Source organism: Marinobacter sp. Arc7-DN-1 (assembly GCF_003441595.1).
GTDB classification, from domain to species: domain Bacteria; phylum Pseudomonadota; class Gammaproteobacteria; order Pseudomonadales; family Oleiphilaceae; genus Marinobacter; species Marinobacter metalliresistant.
In genome coordinates this window covers 1,934,785-1,951,463 of the sequence record NZ_CP031848.1, presented here as the reverse complement: position 1 = coordinate 1,951,463, position 16,679 = coordinate 1,934,785, and the positions used below count along the sequence as shown (strand labels likewise).

General features: G+C 58.8%; 14 protein-coding genes. 7 read left to right on the top strand and 7 right to left on the bottom strand.

Annotated elements, in window-relative coordinates:
- Positions 1 to 5 precede the first annotated feature (5 nt).
- The 4 genes from D0851_RS09210 to astB all read left to right on the top strand — a co-directional run bounded on the left by D0851_RS09210 (position 6) and on the right by astB (position 5,008).
- Positions 6 to 1,025, top strand: a complete 1,020-nt coding sequence (locus D0851_RS09210) for an arginine N-succinyltransferase (protein ID WP_117618385.1) — start codon at positions 6 to 8, stop codon at positions 1,023 to 1,025.
- A gap of 64 nt (positions 1,026 to 1,089) precedes the next feature.
- Positions 1,090 to 2,190, top strand: a complete 1,101-nt coding sequence (gene astA, locus D0851_RS09205; protein ID WP_117618384.1) for an arginine N-succinyltransferase — start codon at positions 1,090 to 1,092, stop codon at positions 2,188 to 2,190.
- Positions 2,178 to 3,653 carry a succinylglutamate-semialdehyde dehydrogenase gene (astD, locus tag D0851_RS09200; protein ID WP_117618383.1) on the top strand — a complete coding sequence of 492 codons (1,476 nt, stop codon included), beginning with the start codon at positions 2,178 to 2,180 and terminating at the stop codon, positions 3,651 to 3,653. Before astA ends, astD begins: the two co-directional genes overlap by 13 nt.
- Positions 3,654 to 3,667: 14 nt before the next feature.
- Positions 3,668 to 5,008: an N-succinylarginine dihydrolase gene (gene astB / locus D0851_RS09195; RefSeq protein ID WP_117618382.1), complete on the top strand. Its 1,341-nt coding sequence runs from the start codon at positions 3,668 to 3,670 to the stop codon at positions 5,006 to 5,008.
- Between the two features lie 32 nt (positions 5,009 to 5,040).
- On the opposite strand, the gene D0851_RS09190 is transcribed toward astB, so the two are convergent.
- Positions 5,041 to 5,685, bottom strand: coding sequence for a TetR/AcrR family transcriptional regulator (locus tag D0851_RS09190; RefSeq protein WP_117618381.1), 645 nt, complete (start codon positions 5,683 to 5,685; stop codon positions 5,041 to 5,043).
- Positions 5,686 to 5,850: 165 nt separating this feature from the next.
- On the opposite strand from D0851_RS09190, the gene D0851_RS09185 reads away from it, so the two are divergent.
- Together D0851_RS09185 and D0851_RS09180 are read left to right on the top strand one after the other, a co-directional pair.
- Entirely contained in the window at positions 5,851 to 6,930 is a 1,080-nt protein-coding gene (locus D0851_RS09185) for an efflux RND transporter periplasmic adaptor subunit (protein WP_117618380.1), read from the top strand.
- Positions 6,930 to 9,956: an efflux RND transporter permease subunit gene (locus D0851_RS09180; protein WP_117618379.1), complete on the top strand. Its 3,027-nt coding sequence runs from the start codon at positions 6,930 to 6,932 to the stop codon at positions 9,954 to 9,956. The genes D0851_RS09185 and D0851_RS09180 overlap by 1 nt, the downstream gene beginning before the upstream one ends.
- Before the next feature lie 62 nt (positions 9,957 to 10,018).
- Here the strand turns inward: D0851_RS09180 and astE are convergent, their stop codons facing one another.
- From astE to D0851_RS09150, 6 genes are all read right to left on the bottom strand, one after another.
- The gene (astE, locus tag D0851_RS09175) at positions 10,019 to 11,089 is read right to left on the bottom strand and encodes a succinylglutamate desuccinylase (RefSeq protein WP_117618378.1); all 1,071 of its coding nucleotides are present in this window, start codon (positions 11,087 to 11,089) and stop codon (positions 10,019 to 10,021) included.
- A 158-nt stretch (positions 11,090 to 11,247) separates the two neighbouring features.
- Positions 11,248 to 11,970 carry an ABC transporter permease gene (locus D0851_RS09170; protein WP_117618377.1) on the bottom strand — a complete coding sequence of 241 codons (723 nt, stop codon included), beginning with the start codon at positions 11,968 to 11,970 and terminating at the stop codon, positions 11,248 to 11,250.
- A gap of 3 nt (positions 11,971 to 11,973) precedes the next feature.
- Positions 11,974 to 12,678, bottom strand: a complete 705-nt coding sequence (locus D0851_RS09165; RefSeq protein WP_117618376.1) for an ABC transporter permease — start codon at positions 12,676 to 12,678, stop codon at positions 11,974 to 11,976.
- 48 nt (positions 12,679 to 12,726) lie between these two features.
- Positions 12,727 to 13,479, bottom strand: a complete 753-nt coding sequence (locus tag D0851_RS09160) for an ABC transporter substrate-binding protein (RefSeq protein WP_117618375.1) — start codon at positions 13,477 to 13,479, stop codon at positions 12,727 to 12,729.
- A gap of 98 nt (positions 13,480 to 13,577) precedes the next feature.
- Positions 13,578 to 14,348 (bottom strand): ABC transporter ATP-binding protein, encoded by a 771-nt coding sequence (locus D0851_RS09155; protein ID WP_117618374.1) that lies wholly within the window; start codon positions 14,346 to 14,348, stop codon positions 13,578 to 13,580.
- Positions 14,349 to 14,502: 154 nt separating this feature from the next.
- Positions 14,503 to 15,261: an FCD domain-containing protein gene (locus D0851_RS09150; RefSeq protein WP_117618373.1), complete on the bottom strand. Its 759-nt coding sequence runs from the start codon at positions 15,259 to 15,261 to the stop codon at positions 14,503 to 14,505.
- Between the two features lie 373 nt (positions 15,262 to 15,634).
- On the opposite strand from D0851_RS09150, the gene dctP reads away from it, so the two are divergent.
- Complete coding sequence (gene dctP / locus D0851_RS09145; protein ID WP_205422330.1) at positions 15,635 to 16,660, top strand: TRAP transporter substrate-binding protein DctP; 1,026 nt, start codon at positions 15,635 to 15,637, stop codon at positions 16,658 to 16,660.
- Positions 16,661 to 16,679 lie beyond the last annotated feature (19 nt).

Genomic DNA, 16,679 nt, shown 5'->3' with positions numbered 1-16,679 from the left:
TTCCTATGTGGCTGGTACGTCCGGCGCAGCCGGATGATCTGGACCAGATTCTCGCCATCGCGGGCACCCAGAGTGCCCGCCTTTCCTCCACCCTGCCCAAACAAAACGATGCCCTTGCATACAAGATTGAGCATTCACTGGCGTCTTTTGCCGGCAAGATCAGCACAGAGGATGACCCACCGAGGTTCCTGTTCGTGCTGGAAAACACTGAAACCGGAGAGATCGCGGGCACGGCTGGTATCGATGCCAGGGCCGGCAATGGTCAGCCCTTCTACAGTTACCGGCGCGATGCGCTGATTCACGCATCCCATGAGCTGGGTGTATCAAGGCGGGTAGAAGTCTTGTATCCCTCCCACTTTCTGACCGATGTCACCCTGCTGTGTTCGTTCTCGATCCGGCCGGAACTCCGTGACAGTGAGGCGTTCGAGCTGCTATCCCGTGCACGGATTCTGTTCATCGCCGATCATCGGGAATGGTTTACCCAACGGGTGGCAGTGGAAATCCAGGGTGTGCAACTGGATGACGGCAGCGTGCCGTTCTGGGACAGCCTTGGCCGACATTTCTTTGATATGGATTTTGAAACGGCAGATCAGTATTCCGGGCAGCTGAGTAAAACCTTTATCGCTGAACTGATGCCGCCCAATCCGATCTATGTCACCCTGCTGAGCAAGGCGGCCCAGAAGGCGCTGGGGCAACCGCATGAGATAACTGTACCGAACTTCAAATTGCTCCAGCGGGAGGGATTCCAGCCCGGCTGCTACCTGGACATTTTTGACGCCGGGCCAGTACTGGAGGCGCGCACCGACAGCCTGAGAACCCTGGTGACCAGCCACCCGAAACCCCTGCATGCCGCCAATCATGACCTTGGCGAAACCTGTCTGATTGCGGCAGGGGAGCGGGACCAGTTCCGCTGCACCCTGACACCGGTTGCGGAAACTCTGGAAGACACACTCAAGGTGCCGGTCAACACCTGGAAGGTGCTGAACAAGACCGCGGGTGACCGGGTAAGGATCGCGCCGCTATGACAGCGATTCGGACAGGCATTCCAACGGTTATTCAGTTAAATCGCGGAAACAGAGAGGCGACACCATGCTGGTAATTCGCCCGCTTCAGGAAAACGATCTGGACGATCTTTACACTATGGCGCAGAGCGCCGGCAAGGGGCTCACAACGCTGCCCGCGGACCGGGAGCTTTTGGAGAGGAAGATCAGCCACGCCCGGGAAACCTTCAATCAGCGCTGTGCGCCGGAGGCCGGGCTTTACCTGTTTGCGCTTGAGGATATCCAGCGAAAGAAGACTGTCGGAATCAGTGGAATCCAGGCTCGGGTTGGTCTGGACGAGGTGTTTTACAACTACCGGCTGAGTGTTGCAGTGAACGCCTCGAAGGAGCTCGGCGTGCACGTGCGCACCCCGACGCTGCATCTGTCTAACGACATGACTGATACCAGCGAGATCTGCTCGCTGCTGCTTTCTGATGAGTACAAGGGCGGTGGCAATGGTCTGCTGCTCTCCCGTTGCCGGTTCATGTATCTGGACGAGTTCCGGAAGCACTTTTCGGACAAGGTTTTCGCGGAGATGCGGGGCGTTTCTGACGCGCAGGGGCGCAGCCCGTTATGGGATGCCCTGGGCAGCAAGTTCTTCGACATGGAATTCAGTGAGGCGGACGTGCTTTCGGGGCTTGGCAACAAGTCGTTTATCGCCGAGCTGATGCCGAAATATCCGATTTATCTGCCCATGTTGCCGGATTCGGCCCGGGCAGTGATCAGCCGGGTGCATGGCAACACGGCTCCGGCGCTCAGGATGCTTCAGGAGGAGGGGTTCAATTTCAACGGACTGGTGGACATCTTTGATGGCGGTCCGGTGCTAGAGGCCTTTGTTCACAACATCCGCACCGTAAGAGAAAGCGTCAACCGGCATGCCATGGTCATCCGTAAACCGGTGAACCTGGATGTTCCGGCCGATGAGCGTGTAATGGTGTCAAACCGGTCCTTCCGGGATTTTCGGGTAACGACCCTGCCAATGGATTGCATCGGCCCGGATACGGTCAGTTTGCCACCGGAAGTTGCAGACGCCTTGCAGGTTGAGTCCGGTGATCCGGTTCGTTTGGCACCCTTGAAAGATTCGGGGATGTTGGCCAAAAATATATTTAGAAGTTCAGTACCGGGAGGTGCATCGAAATGGCAAAGCTGACAGGCGAACTGTTTATCGACGGGCTATGGCTTCAGGGCCATGGTGCTCCCTTCGAATCTGTCCAGCCAGTGACCGGCGAGACAGTCTGGGATGGTGAAAGTGCCAACCTTGAAGACGTTGACGCGGCCGTGCGTGAGGCGCGCACCGCCTTTCTGAAGTGGCGGCGAAGAAGTTTTGTGGAGCGCCAGGCAGTGGTCGAAGCCTTTGGCGAGTTGCTTGAAGCCCACAAGGAGGAACTGGCCTACCAGATCGGACTGGAAACCGGTAAACCCCTGTGGGAGTCCCGGACCGAAGTGGCAGCGATGATTGGCAAGATCGGCATCTCCGTGAAAGCCTATAACGAGCGTACCGGCCACTCTGAATCGGACGTTGCCGGCGGCCATGCGGTGCTCCGGCACCGCCCCCATGGTGTGGTGGCCGTATTCGGCCCCTACAATTTCCCGGGGCATTTGCCGAACGGGCATATTGTGCCTGCACTTTTGGCGGGTAATACCGTGGTGTTCAAACCCAGTGAACTGACCCCCGGGGTCGCGGAAGTGATCGTGAAGCTCTGGGAGAAGGCAGGCATACCAGACGGCGTGATTAACCTGGTGCAGGGCGCTGCCGATACCGGGAAGTCGCTGGCTAGCCACCCGATGATCGATGGCCTGTTCTTTACCGGCAGTTCAACGGTTGGTCACCTTCTGCACAAACAGTTCGGCGGCCAGCCGGAGAAAATCCTGGCCCTGGAAATGGGCGGCAACAACCCGCTGATTGTTCAGGATGTTCATGACGTGGACGGTGCTGTTCACCATGCCCTGCAGTCGGCGTTTCTCTCGGCCGGTCAGCGCTGCACCTGCGCCCGTCGGCTGCTGGTTCCCAGGGGCAAAAAGGGTGCTGCCTTCCTGGACCGGTTGGTGGAGGTCGCCTCCCGGATCAAGGTGGGTGAGTTCGATGCCGATCCTCAGCCGTTCATGGGGGCGGTAATTTCAGCCGAAGCTGCGGATAAGCTCCTGGTGGCCCAGACCGGTATGCTGGAGAAGGGCGGTAAATCCCTGCTGGAGATGACGTCCCTCAAACCCGATACCGGACTGCTGTCGCCGGGTATTATCGACGCGACCGGGCTCGATCTGACCGATGAGGAATTCTTTGGGCCATTGCTCACGGTCCACCGCTACAAGAGCTTTGATGATGCCCTGGAGCTGGCCAACGATACCCGTTACGGGCTCTCGGCCGGTATTCTGACCGATGATCGGAAACTCTATGATCGGCTGGTGGAGGAGGTTCGGGCCGGTATCGTAAACTGGAACCGGCCGCTCACGGGCGCAAGCAGTGCGGCACCCTTCGGCGGTGTTGGCGCCAGCGGCAACCACCGCCCCAGCGCCTATTACGCTGCCGATTACTGCGCCTGGCCCATGGCGTCACTGGAAGGCGGCAAGAGTGAGCTGCCAGACACGCTTGCCCCCGGCCTGAACTTCGATTAACGGAACCGACTGCCATGGCAAAACACGCGGTAGAAGCAAACTTCGACGGCCTGGTTGGCCCCACCCACAATTACGCCGGGCTGTCCTGGGGTAACGTGGCGTCGAAAACCAACGTGCGATCGGCGTCCAACCCGAAGGAGGCGGCGCTCCAGGGGCTGGCCAAGATGAAACGGCTGGCGGACAGGGGCTATGTGCAGGGTATTCTCCCGCCCCATGAGCGGCCGCACATTCCGACGCTGCGGGCTCTTGGCTTTGAGGGTACGGAAGCCCGGGTGCTGGAGCAGGCGGCGAAAGCCAGCCCGTCGATTCTTGCGGCGGTATCCTCAGCCTCGTCCATGTGGACGGCCAATGCCGCCACGGTTTCGCCCAGTGCCGATACCACGGATCACCGGGTGCATTTCACCCCGGCCAACCTGAGCGCCAAGTTCCACCGCTCCATCGAACACAAGGTAACCGGACGTTCCCTGAAAGCGATCTTTGCCGATGAGAGCTATTTTGCCCATCATCCGGCGCTGCCCTCGGTCAGTCATTTTGGTGACGAGGGCGCCGCCAACCATACCCGGTTGTGTGCCGGCTATGGGGAGCCCGGCGTAGAGTTGTTTGTTTACGGCCAGGTCGCCTTTAACGAACAGGCGTCGGCCCCGGAAAAATATCCGGCCCGACAGACTCTGGAGGCCTCCCAGGCGATTGCACGACTGCATGGCCTGAAGGGTCAGCATGCGGTGTTTGCCCAACAAAACCCGGAAGCCATTGATGCCGGCGTTTTCCATAACGATGTTATCGCGGTAGGCAACGGAAACACCCTGTTCTATCACGAGACGGCGTTCCTGAATGAAGACCAGGTGCTGGCGAATATCCGGGAACGTCTTACCGGTGCCGAACTTGAAGCGATTCGGGTCAGCCGTGCTGAGGTGCCGGTTGAAGACGCGGTGGCCTCTTACCTGTTCAACAGCCAGTTACTGAACACGCCCGACGGCATGCTGCTGGCCGTGCCTGGCGAGTGCCGGGAAGTGGCTTCGGTTAGCCGGTATCTGGATGATCTGGTGAAATCCGCTGGGCCGGTCACCTCGGTGGAAGTGTTCGACGTCAAGCAGTCAATGCGCAATGGCGGTGGCCCGGCCTGTCTGCGGTTGCGTGTGGTTCTGGACGATGACGAACTCAAAGCCACGCACCGGGGGGTCATTGTCACTGACGAACTCTATGAGCGCCTGACCACCTGGGTGGAAGCCCATTACCGGGATGAGCTGAGCCAGGATGACCTGGCAGACCCCATGCTGCTGGAAGAGGTCCGGAAAGCCCTGGACGAACTCACCGGTATTCTCGGGCTCGGCTCAATCTACGATTTCCAGCGTTAGCGTCCGTGTCCCACCGGTACAGTAGATCAGCCTTAAGTCCGACAGGCTGCAATCGACGAGGTCAGCATGTCCATGGTGTGCCGGATCAGCTGTTCGGCCGGGAAGCCGTCGTTGCCCTCGCCCGTTTCTGACTGGCACAGCAGGATCGCACCATGCAGCGCGCCCCGCAGGTACAGGGCGGTCTGTGCCGGATCGCTGATCCGCCGCCGGTTCATGGTGCCGTCCTGAAGCCCCAGTTTGATTGCTGCCACCATCAGTTCCATCAGGTCTGACTTGGAACACAGCATCTCCTCCGCCTGACTTTCGTCGGCCTCGATCATGGCCGTGGAGGCCTTGGTGAGTGCTGAGAAGTAGTCCGGCTCCTCCAGATAAAAACGGTAATAGGATTCGCCCATCGCCCGGATCTGGGCCAGGCCGGTGTCGGCGGTTTGCCGCGCTTCTTCAAAGCGACGGAACAGGCTGTGCCCGGCCCTGAGCATAATGCCCCGCTGTATCGCCGCCTTATCCTTGAAATACACATACAGCAGCGCCCGGCTTAGGCTGGCCGTGCGGGCAATGTCATCCATTGAGGTTCGCTCGTAGCCCTTCTCTGAAAACACCAGTTCGGCGGCGTCCAGAATGGTGTCGTAACGGGCCTGTTTTTCCCGCTCCCGGCGGGTTTTCAGCGGTTCGCTCATTCAATCATCCGGTTAGGTGGCAACAGCTGGCACATGATACCTGAAACTGGATCAAACCCGATTATTGACAAAATGTCAAAGAATGACATGATGTCTTAAACAATCATCGGGGCTGCCACGGACCGGGCCCCGCCAACAACATGAGCATGGACGAAAGGATGAATCATGACGCCACTTCGTATTTCCGTTGCCATAGTTTCCCTCGCGTTCTTTTCACTACTCTTGTCCGGCTGCAAAGCCAGTGACGTGTCATCGGAGCCTGAGCAGCAAAGGGTTTCGGTGCGCGTTTCAGAGGTGGGCGGTGGTGAAAACCGGGATATGCCCCTCAGGTTTTCCGGAATTGTCCGCGCCAGCCAGCGGGCAACCCTGACCTTTCAGGTCAGCGGCACCCTGAAACAGAGGGCGGTTGAGTTGGGCCAGAAGGTGCAGGCTGGTGAGGTTCTGGCCCGGGTTTACAACCCCGCCCTGGAGCCGGTGCGGGATTCCGCCAGAGCCCGGCTGGACGAGCTCACAACCGGGTACCAGCAGGCTAAACGTGAGTGGGAACGTTCCAGCCGGCTGCATCAACGTGGTGTGGTTTCCGAACAGGACCTGGAGCAGATTGCCGCCCGGCGCGATTCCCTGAAAGCCAGTGTTGCCACGGCTCGTGCCTCGCTGGCGGAGGCCACGCAAATGCTGGAAGAAAGTGCCCTGCGGGCACCATTCTCCGGACGTGTGGAAGCCCTGCTGGTGCAGCAGGATGAATTCGTCGCCGCCGGCCAGCCGGTGATGCGCCTGTCTTCGCCGGAAGGCCGGGAAGTGGAAGTGCGAGTGCCCGCCCATCTGCTGAACCACGTGCAACTGCGGCAGGCCCTGCCGGTCTGGTCGGTGCAGGACCGCAGCCAGCCTTCGCAAACCGGTTCTGTCGTGGAGATCGCCCAGGCTGGCGCCATTCGTGGTGAATTGCACCCGGTGCTGGTCAGTCTGCCGGTCAATACCCTGGAGCCAGGCGAACCTGTGGAGGTGGGGATAACCCTGGTACGCGAATCGGCACTCACGGTTCCTTTGCTCTCTGTGGTCCGGAATGCCGAGGGTACCAGTGTTTTCCGGGTCCGTGAGAAGGTCGCCAAACGGGTTCCCGTGGTCGTGGATCGGGTTGTCGGCGAAAGGGTAGTCGTCAAGTCCGGTGATCTGGCTCCCGGTGATCAGGTGGTGTACGCGGGCATGACCCGGCTGGCCGACGGTGATGCCGTGGAGGTGCGCTGATGACTCGCCGGCTCCTGAACTGCCAGCGACTTCTCGGGATGGTTGTTGCCATGCTCTGCCTTCTTGGCATTGCGGCGTACAGCACCATGCCACGTCAGGAAGATCCGTCGTTTCCTTACCGGGCGGGGCTGATCAGTATTAACTACCCGGGCGCCAGCGCCGATGCTGTGGAGCGGCTTGTATTGCAGCCGCTGGTGGACGAGCTTCGCCAAGTGGAAGAGGTCGATTTCTCCCAGGCGACTGCCCGCACCGGGGTGGCCATTGTCCGGCTGCGCCTGAATGACACCATCTATGACACCGACCCAGCCTGGGATCGGGTGCGCCAGGCCATGGAGCGGGCGCGGCAGGACTTTCCGGATGATGTGGGGCAAATGGTGCTTGATGACCGCCTGATCGACAATCCTGCAATCGTCATGGCCGTAGGTGGCTCGCCGTCGGTCACGGAACTAACGGAGGTTGCCGAGCGGCTGAAGCAGAACCTGTCGGATATTCCGGGTGTTTCCCGGATTGCACTGGAAGGGGATGCCGATGAACAGGTCACCCTGGCCCTGGATGATGCCGCGCTCTACCGCCTGGGCATTTCCCCGGCCCGGGTGCTGGACACGCTGGCGCGGCGCAACCAGACCATCCCCGGCGGCTTCGTGGTGGTCAATGGCCGCCGCCTGTCGGTGCTTCCCAACAGCGAATTTGCCGATATTGACGCCATCCGCGCCACGCCTGTAGAACTGCCTGACGGCTCCCAGGTGCCCCTCGCGGCAACGGCGGATGTCTGGCGCGGACCAGCGGAACCCCGGCAGCCGGAAACCTGGTACGACGGCGAGCGGGTTGTGCTGGTTTCCATCATCATGGAAGAGGGCACCACCGATGCAATCCGGTTTGGCCAGCGGGTACGGGAACGGGTGGCCCGGATTCGCGCAGAGTTTGAGCCCTACGAGATCCGGGAAATGTTCTTCCAGCCCGACAAGGTGGAGGAACGGCTGGACAACCTGGCCTGGAGCCTGGTGCTCTCTGTGCTGATCATCGTTGCAGTGGTGTTCACCGGCATGGGTATTCGCATGGGTCTGCTGGTCGCATCCATCCTGCCCATGGTGGCGTTGATCAGTGTCGGGCTCTATGATCTGGGCGGCGGCGTTCTGCATCAGATTGCCGTGATTGGTATGGTAATTTCCCTCGGTATCCTGATTGATAACGCCATCGTGATTGTTGAAAGCATCCAGGGACACCTGGACGAGGGGATGCGTCGCCTCGATGCTTTGCGTAAGGCGGTGACTGAACTGGCCGGACCTCTGGGTGCCTCAACCGGCACCACTCTGGCGGCGTTTACGCCTTTGTTGCTGTCCAAGGGCGGCACCGCCGATTTCACCCGGGGGGTGCCGGTGATGATCATGCTGACCCTGTCGGTCAGCTATCTGCTGGCCATTTCCGCTGTACCCCTGTTGGCTGCGAAGTTCCTGAAGCCAACGCGGAAAAGCAGAGAGGACCGGTTTACGGGTCTGGCCCGTTTTCTGGGCAGCCTGGTTGCCCGGCACCCCGGACGCCTGATTGCCGCCGGCACCATTCTGGTCGCCATCAGTCTGGCCATGACGCCTTTTATGGCACGGCAGTTCTTTCCGAATGCTGATCGCCCCAGAGTCATCGTTGAAGTTCACATGCCCGAGGGTACTGACCAGTCCCGCACCTCGGACGCAACGGCAGTCCTTGAGAGGGCTATCCGGGCCCGGCCCGATGCCCTGGCGGTGCACCGGTTTGTGGGCTACACCGGGCCGTCATTCTATTACAATCTCCAGGAGGCACCTCAGGCTCCGAACCGCGCCAGACTCGTTGTCACCACACCAACCCTTGAAGACACCGCCGATATGACCCGCTGGATACGCGCTCATGTAAACGAGCAGATGCCGGAGCTGGACGTGACCGTGGGTGTGCTCGGGCAGGGGCCACCAAGGGCCGCACCGGTGGAAATTCGGATCTATCACGCCAGCGACAACACCCGGGCCAGGGCAGTGGAACAGGTCTTCAGTATTCTGCGGGGCGTTGAGGGCACGGTTGATGTGCGCCATGATCTGGATATCGGCGTGCCCAGCATCGCGATTAACGTCGACGACGCCACTGCGGCCCGGTACCGCCTGACCCGCGCCGATGTGGCCCAAAGCCTTTATGGCCAGAGTTTTGGTGTGGTGGCCGAGCGCTATCGCCAGGAGGAGGACCCCATTCCCCTGGTGTTGCGGTCCCGGGAAGGCACTGCGCTGTCGCTCTCACGCCTGCTGTCCGTCAACATCTACAATGATCGCGGGGATGCCGTGCCCCTGTCGGCGGTAGCCAGTGTGTCTACCACCTGGGAACCCGCCGCCCGGTACCTGCGCGATGGCGTCAGAATGAACACGGTAACGGCGAACCTGGAAACCGGCTACAGCTTCAGTCAGGCCCTGGAGGGCCTGTACGCAGCCCTTGACAAGACGCCCCTGCCGCCGGGCACGCGCATGGAACTGGGCGGTGATGCCGAAGGTTCGGGTGAGGCCAATACGGCTTTGCTGACAGCGGCACCTATCGGCATGCTGTTGCTGCTGTTTTTCCTGCTGCTGCAGTTCAATTCCTTCCGCCGGGTCGGGATTATCCTGTTGACGGTACCGCTGGCTGCCGTCGGTATCTTCCCGGGTTTGGTGCTTTCCGGTTCCCCCTTCGGTTTCCAGTCCCTGCTGGGGGTTATTGCCCTGGTGGGTATCGTGGTAAACAACGCCATTGTGCTTCTGGATGTCATGGACCGGGAACTGGAGAAAGGAAAGGACATCAGGGGTGCCATGCGCAGCGCAGCAGAACAGCGCACCCGCCCGATTCTGCTGACGACGGCAACCACCGTGGCCGGTCTGCTGCCCCTGGCGTTCTCCAGCTCCACCTTGTGGCCACCGATGGCCTGGGCCATTATCTCAGGTTTGCTGGCTTCCACGGTGCTGACCCTGCTGGTGATCCCGGCGGTATGTACCCAACTGATCAGAGCCAGCGTACCGGAACCTGAAAACGCCCCGGCCTGACCCGCTGAAGTCAGGGTCAAGTCAAAGTTGGGGTCAGATGAAAAAGGGGTCAGATGAAATTTTCATCTGACCCCTTTTTCATCTGACCCCAACTTCGAACCCGTTTTCGGTCTGATCATCAAACCGACACGTTGGCCCACAGGAACCTCAGGGTTGGGAAATACAATGGCCTCCGGCGAATGCCCGACCCGGTAGCTGGTTTCATCGTCCTCCCAGATCACCGTGCCGGGTTGGTACTCGGTGAAGTTGGCAACATCATCCGGGATGTGAAACCGGAAATTCTTTCCGGTGTTCAGGATTTCATGCACCACCTCAAACACCGTCAACTGGTCAAACGGTGGCTGCGGTGAAGGCGCAGGTTGCCCCCGGAGCCGCCGCCGCAAGGCATCCCGGATGCCCGAGAAACGCCCCGGATCATTCTGGCCGAAAGGCCGAACCTTACCCAGTTCCACGGTAAAACTCTCAGCCTTCAACAGCGACGCCGAAAACGACGAAAACGTCGTGCCCGCCTTGTGTTGCAGCAGCAACGTCTCCACCTCCGCCTCCAGTAGAAAATCACACTGCCTGACCGGAACCTGTCGCCCGGCCACAAAAGGATACAAGGCAAACCGCTCCCGGTGGGAGGGACGAATGGCGGTGTGCAGATCGTAGTGATAAAGCGCCTGGGGATTTGCCATGGCAAACTGCCGGCAAGCCTCCTCAAGCAACTGCGCCCGCGCCGCCTCCGCCAGACCGTCGTACTCGCTCCGTCCGTGTGCACCATTGAATAACCGGTTCAGGTTCACCTCCGTGAACCGCTCTCCGGCCACCATCGCCGGCGGATTACCCAGAATCAACAAGATCGGGCAGGCAAGTTCCCACTCGCCATTGATCAGCTCAGAAACCAGTTCGTTCAGAACCTCGACAGGTGCGGTTTCATTGCCATGCACACCCGCGGAAACGATGATCGCCTCGGAATTCGGATTGCCCCGGCCAGCGGGCGGAACAATGTCCAGAACCCCAACGGCCTTGCGGCTGATGCGGGTTCCGTCGGGAAGGAAGGTTTTGGTTTCAGGAAGTGAGGCTTTCGAATTGTCGAGGGTGTGGAAAAGCCAGTCAGAGTGAGTTCCGAAAAGGTCGTGTTTTGCCGACATAGAATCCCCGAACCAAGTCTGGGGGCGGGCAGGGTGTTGCCTCCCGGGAGTGTCTGAAGCCATGGATGGCTTCAGACAAGCGCACATGGATGTGCTCGTAGCGTCTCCCGGGAGGCAACACCCTGCCTGCCCGGGCACTTAAGCCGAAATCAGCAGGCTCAGCCGCTTACCGGCCGCTGATGTCGAAGCAGATGATTCTCAAGTTTGCGAAACGCAAACACCAGAATAAAGGTCAGCGCCATGTAGCAAAACGCTACAAAGATAAACGCATCAAACGGCGCATAAAACCGCGAGTAAATGTTACGCGCCGCCCCGGTAAGATCGACAATAGTGACCACACTGGCAATGGCACTGGCGTGCAGCATGAAAATCACCTCATTGGAATATGCCTGAACCGCACGCCGCGCGGCACTCGGCAGCACGATACGCCGCATACGCATGAGCCAGTTCATGCCATAGGCCTTGGCCGCCTCGATTTCACCATTGGGTGTTGACACAATTGCACCCCGGATAATCTCCGTGGTGTAGGCTGCGGTGTTCAGTGTGAATGCCAGCAGGGCCGGGTAGAACGGCTCCCGGAAGATCTCCCACCAGAAAGTCTCCTGTATCCCCTCAATCTGGGCCAGGCCGTAATAGATAATGTACAGCTGGATCAGCAGCGGTGTACCGCGGAACAGGTAGGTGTACAGCCACACTGGCCCGGACACGAACGGGTTGCGAACCGTTCTGAGAATGGCCAGTGGTACCGCCATCAGTAAGCCGATAACCAATGACAGGAACACCAGATGGACGGTGGTCACCAGACCATCCCAGTATTCCATGATGGTCATGGCGGTAAAAATGTCGTTCTGGTTGAGCCACTCGGCAATGAAATCAGGCATCCGTTAACTCCCCTGAATCACGCCGACGTTAGCGCGCTTGTCGAGCCATTTGATAAACAGCTCGGACCCCGCCGTCAGGGCCAGATAGACGAACGCCACCGGAATGAAAAAGTGGAAAGGCATCCGCTCTGCCTTGGCGGCTTCCTCGGCAACCCGGACCATGTCCGTGAGCCCGATGATCGACACCAGTGCCGTGGTTTTCAGCAGAACCTGCCAGTTATTGCCCAGCCCGGGCAGTGCATGACGAAGCATCTGAGGCAGCATGATTCTGCGGAAGGTATGCAGGCGGGTAAAGCCGTAGGCGCGGGCGGCCTCAATCTGGCCGGTTTCAACCGCCAGAAAGGCACCCCGGAAAGTTTCGGTCATGTAGGCGCCGAAGATCAGCCCGATCGTTACCACGCCAGAGATGAACGGATCGAACTGAAAGAAAAAGTCGATTTCGTAGGCTTCCCAGATGTAGTCTGAGAGCATGTTCACTGCAACCTGGCCGCCGTAATAAAACAGCAGCATCATGACCAGATCCGGCACGCCACGGATCAGCGTGGTGTAGGTGGTGGCGATGCCCCTGGCAACCCGGCTTTGCGACAGTTTGGCAGGCGCGCCAATCAGTCCCAGGACAACCGAGAGGGCCAGAGAGAGGAAGGCCAGTTCAAGGGTAACGATTGCCCCGTCTATCAGGGCCGGGCCATAACCTTTCAGATCGAGCATGGGAACGTCCGGTAAGCAGAGGCAGCCTTAACGGCCGCCCCAGTAAGATTACATCTTGATGTCGTAAGCGAAGTACTTCTGCATGATGGTGTCGTAGGTACCATCTTCCTTCAGGGTGCGAAGGGCTGCATTCACTTTCTCTGCGATATCCGCGTCTCGCTTGCGCATGGCAACGCCAACACCCTCACCCAGCTTTACGGGCTCACCAACTTCCTTGAAGCCTTCCTTGGGCAGTATAGTCTGCTCGCCTACCGGATAGTCTACGAAGACGACATCCAGACGCTGGCCTTCAAGGTCCAGAACCATGTCATCGGCGGTTGTGTAACGCTTGATGGTCACAATGCCGCCCATGTTTTCGGTTACGTGGGTGTCCATGGTGGTGCCACGCTGAACGCCCACGGTCTTGCCCTTCATGGCGTCCATGTCGGTGACGTCGGTGTTGAAGCTCTCAGGGCCGAACCAGCCACCCGGGGTGTTGTAGTACGGCTCGGAGAACAGAACCCGCTCGGCCCGCTCCGGAGTGATGGACATGGAAGACATGATCAGATCAAACTTACGCGCCAGCAGACCCGGGATCATGCCGTCCCATGACTGAATAACGAATTCGCAGTCAGCGTTCATTTCTTCACACATGGCTTCGGCCAGTTCCACTTCGAAACCGGTCAGCTCGCCGTTCTCGTCTTTGTACTCAAACGGCTCGTAGGGCACGTCGAATGCAATGCGGAGGCTACGTTCCTGGGCCTGTGCACCGCCTGCAATCAGGGCGAGGGCGCAGCTTGCTGCAACAATCAGTTTTTTCATGTGTCACTTCTCCAGTGGTTTGCCTTTTGGGCTTTATTTTTAATGGAATTTTTGATTCCAGCTTTTATTTCTTCACCGGCTCAAGATAGCACCGCGTGTCAGAACTTGGGCGCCAGGAACTGTTTCATGCGTTCCGAGTCCGGGTTATCAAACACTTTCCGCGGTGTACCCTGTTCCTCAATCACGCCCTGATGCAAGAACAGGACCTGACTCGACACATCCCTTGCAAACGCCATCTCGTGGGTGACCACGATCATGGTGCGGCCTTCCTCGGCGAGGCTTTGCATAACTTTGAGCACTTCACCCACCAGCTCAGGATCGAGAGCCGACGTGGGCTCATCAAACAGCATGACTTCCGGCTCCATGGCGAGGGCCCGGGCAATGGCGGCCCGCTGCTGCTGACCGCCCGACATCTGGGCCGGATAGTAATCCTTGCGTTCGTAGATGCCCACCTTGTTCAGGTAGGCCTCGGCACGCTCAATCGCTTCCTTCTTGGGCACCTTGAGCACGTGGATGGGCGCTTCAATGATGTTTTCGAGCACGGTCATGTGGGACCAGAGGTTGAAGCTCTGGAACACCATGGAAAGTTTTGCCCGGATCAGTTCAACCTGCTTGTTATCCGCAGGAATGCGTTCGCCTTTCCGGTTGGTGGTGAACCGTATCGGGTCGCCGTGCACGATAATGTCGCCGGATGTGGGCGTTTCCAGCAGGTTAATGCAACGCAGGAAGGTACTCTTTCCGGAGCCGGAGCTGCCGATCAGGGAAACCACGTCGCCTTTGCGGGTCTCCAGTGAAATACCCTTGAGTACTTCAAGCTGATCAAAGGTCTTGTGAATGTCCCTGCAGATCAAAGGCGCTTGGTCCGCCATGGGTGACTCCTGAGGCTGTAATTCAAAGGCGCATGTTTTACGGACTGTGGATGCAGAAATCAATACCTTCAACAGGGCGTTTCACCGTATTTCACCGCCGTTCGCTGCATTTCATTGTGGGCGAATGGGTGATCAATGCAAGCGTTTGCCATCCTCAGGTCGTGGCCTGTGAGTAATGCGCCCCGGCCTCTGCGCCGACCGGCAGGCGGATCAGCGTACTGCCTTCCTTTTCCATCTCCCGCATGGCTTCGCTGACGAACCGCACATGGGCTGTGGCGGCTTTCTGGGCGCTGGCGGCTTTGCCGGAAATTACCGCCTCATAAAGTTGCCTGTGCTGGCGGACAATTTTCTTGCGCATCTCTTCCCTCGGGTTGAGGTTGGCAACGGATGCCTGAACGGTCAACAGCATCATGTTTTTCAGGCTATTGAGCACGTGCACCAGAATCGGATTGTGGGAGGCCTCCACAATGGCCAGGTGAAAGCCGTGGTCGGGTCGGGCGTTGCTGAGCGGATCGGTGTCTTCCAGAGCACGGAACGCCTTGGTGATCCGGTGCCGGTCCAGCCGGGTTGCCCGTTGTGCTGCCAGGTAGGCCGCCTGACCCTCAAGTTGCTCCCGCACTTCCAGCAAATCATAGAGGGTTCGGGGGTGGCCTTCGAAAAGATGCATCAGCGGGCTCTGTTCACCCAGATCGTTGGAGCCGGGAACCATGCTGGCCACAAATGAGCCCTTGCCATGCCGGGTTTCGATAACCCCTCGACCCTGAAGCTCGTGCAGGGCTTCGCGAATGACTGCGCGGGAAACACCCAGCCGCGCCGCCAATTGCCGTTCGGAGGGTATTTTCTGCTCCGGGGCGAGCCCGCCATCAAGGATGAGCCGTTCCAGCCGGTAAGAAATTTCCTGGGAGATTGCCATTTGGGTGCCTGTTTGTGCTCTGTGGTCTGACCAGTCAATGGTTCTGATTGTTGTTGCTTAATCTGCCAACCGATACGCGTCCGAGCCCGTTAAATATGGCTGATTCAGAGTATTTCGTCCATTTTTAATACTTCAAAAACTGGTCTGACCAGTAGTTACGGAACTGGACTAAAGCGGGAATGGCTACGAATATCATGGTAATGCCGGCCTGTGCCGGCGTTGCTATGACGCTCATAACAACAAAGCCAACGGAGACGTTTCGATGAATTCGAAGAATAACATCCGGAATAAATGTGATACGGGCGAGACCCCACCTCGCAGAAGTTTCCTTAAAACTGCCGCTGTAGGCGCCGCCTTCGCCGGCGCGATGCTGATGGGTGCCGGCCAGGCCCAGGCTGCAACAACCTGGAAAATCCAGTCTGTCTGGGATGCGGGCACGGTCGGCTATGACCTGTTTGAGGACTGGTGTAATGGCATGGAAGAGAAGTCCGGCGGGGAACTGATCTTCAAATGTTTCCCTGCCAAGGCTGTCGCCGCCGATAGCAATTCACTGTTCGATTCGGTTCGCAGTGGCGTTCTTCAGGGCATGAACCCGTTCACTCTGTACTGGTCCGGCAAGATTCCCGCTTCGGTTTTCCTGTCATCCTATCCCGGCGGCCCGGATCAGCCTCACCAGTGGGACACCATGTTCTACTCACTGGGCATGCTGGAGAAGACCCGGGAAATCTACAAGAAGTTCGGGCTGTTCTATGTGGGGCCGATCCAGCACGATGCAAATATCATTCACTCCAAGACCCCGGTAAACAGTCTCGAAGACTTTAAAGGCATGAAGCTCCGGGTTCCCGGTGGTATGGTCGCTGAGGTGTTTCAGGCGTTCGGTGCTTCTACCGTGAGTCTGCCGGGCTCTGACATCTTCCCGGCCCTGGAAAAGGGCACCATCGACGCAGCCGATTACGTGGGCCCGGCGGTGAACTGGGAACTGGGCTTTTCCCAGGTGACAGATTACATTCTGTTCGGACCTCCGGGCGTAATGTCGATCTACCAGCCGGTGGACCTGATGGATCTGACCGTCAACCTGCGTGCCTGGAACGCTCTGGATCCGAAACTCCAGCAACTGGTTGAGGATGAAGTGCGCATCTATTCCCAGAAGCACTACCTGACCATTCAGAAGCGCAACGTTGAGGCCATGAAGAAGTTCAAGGATGCGGGTGACACCGTGAGCCGTCTGAGCCAGGAGGATGTGGATGAATGGCGCCGCAGAGCCATCCCGATCTGGTATAAGTGGGCGAACAAAGACGAAGATGCCCGTGCCATCTTCGACATGCAGATCGAGTATATGATGAACGATACCGTCGGCTATATCGATGAGTCTGATCTTGAAGGTGTGCCGGGCCGGTAACGCCTTGTCAAATCAATAA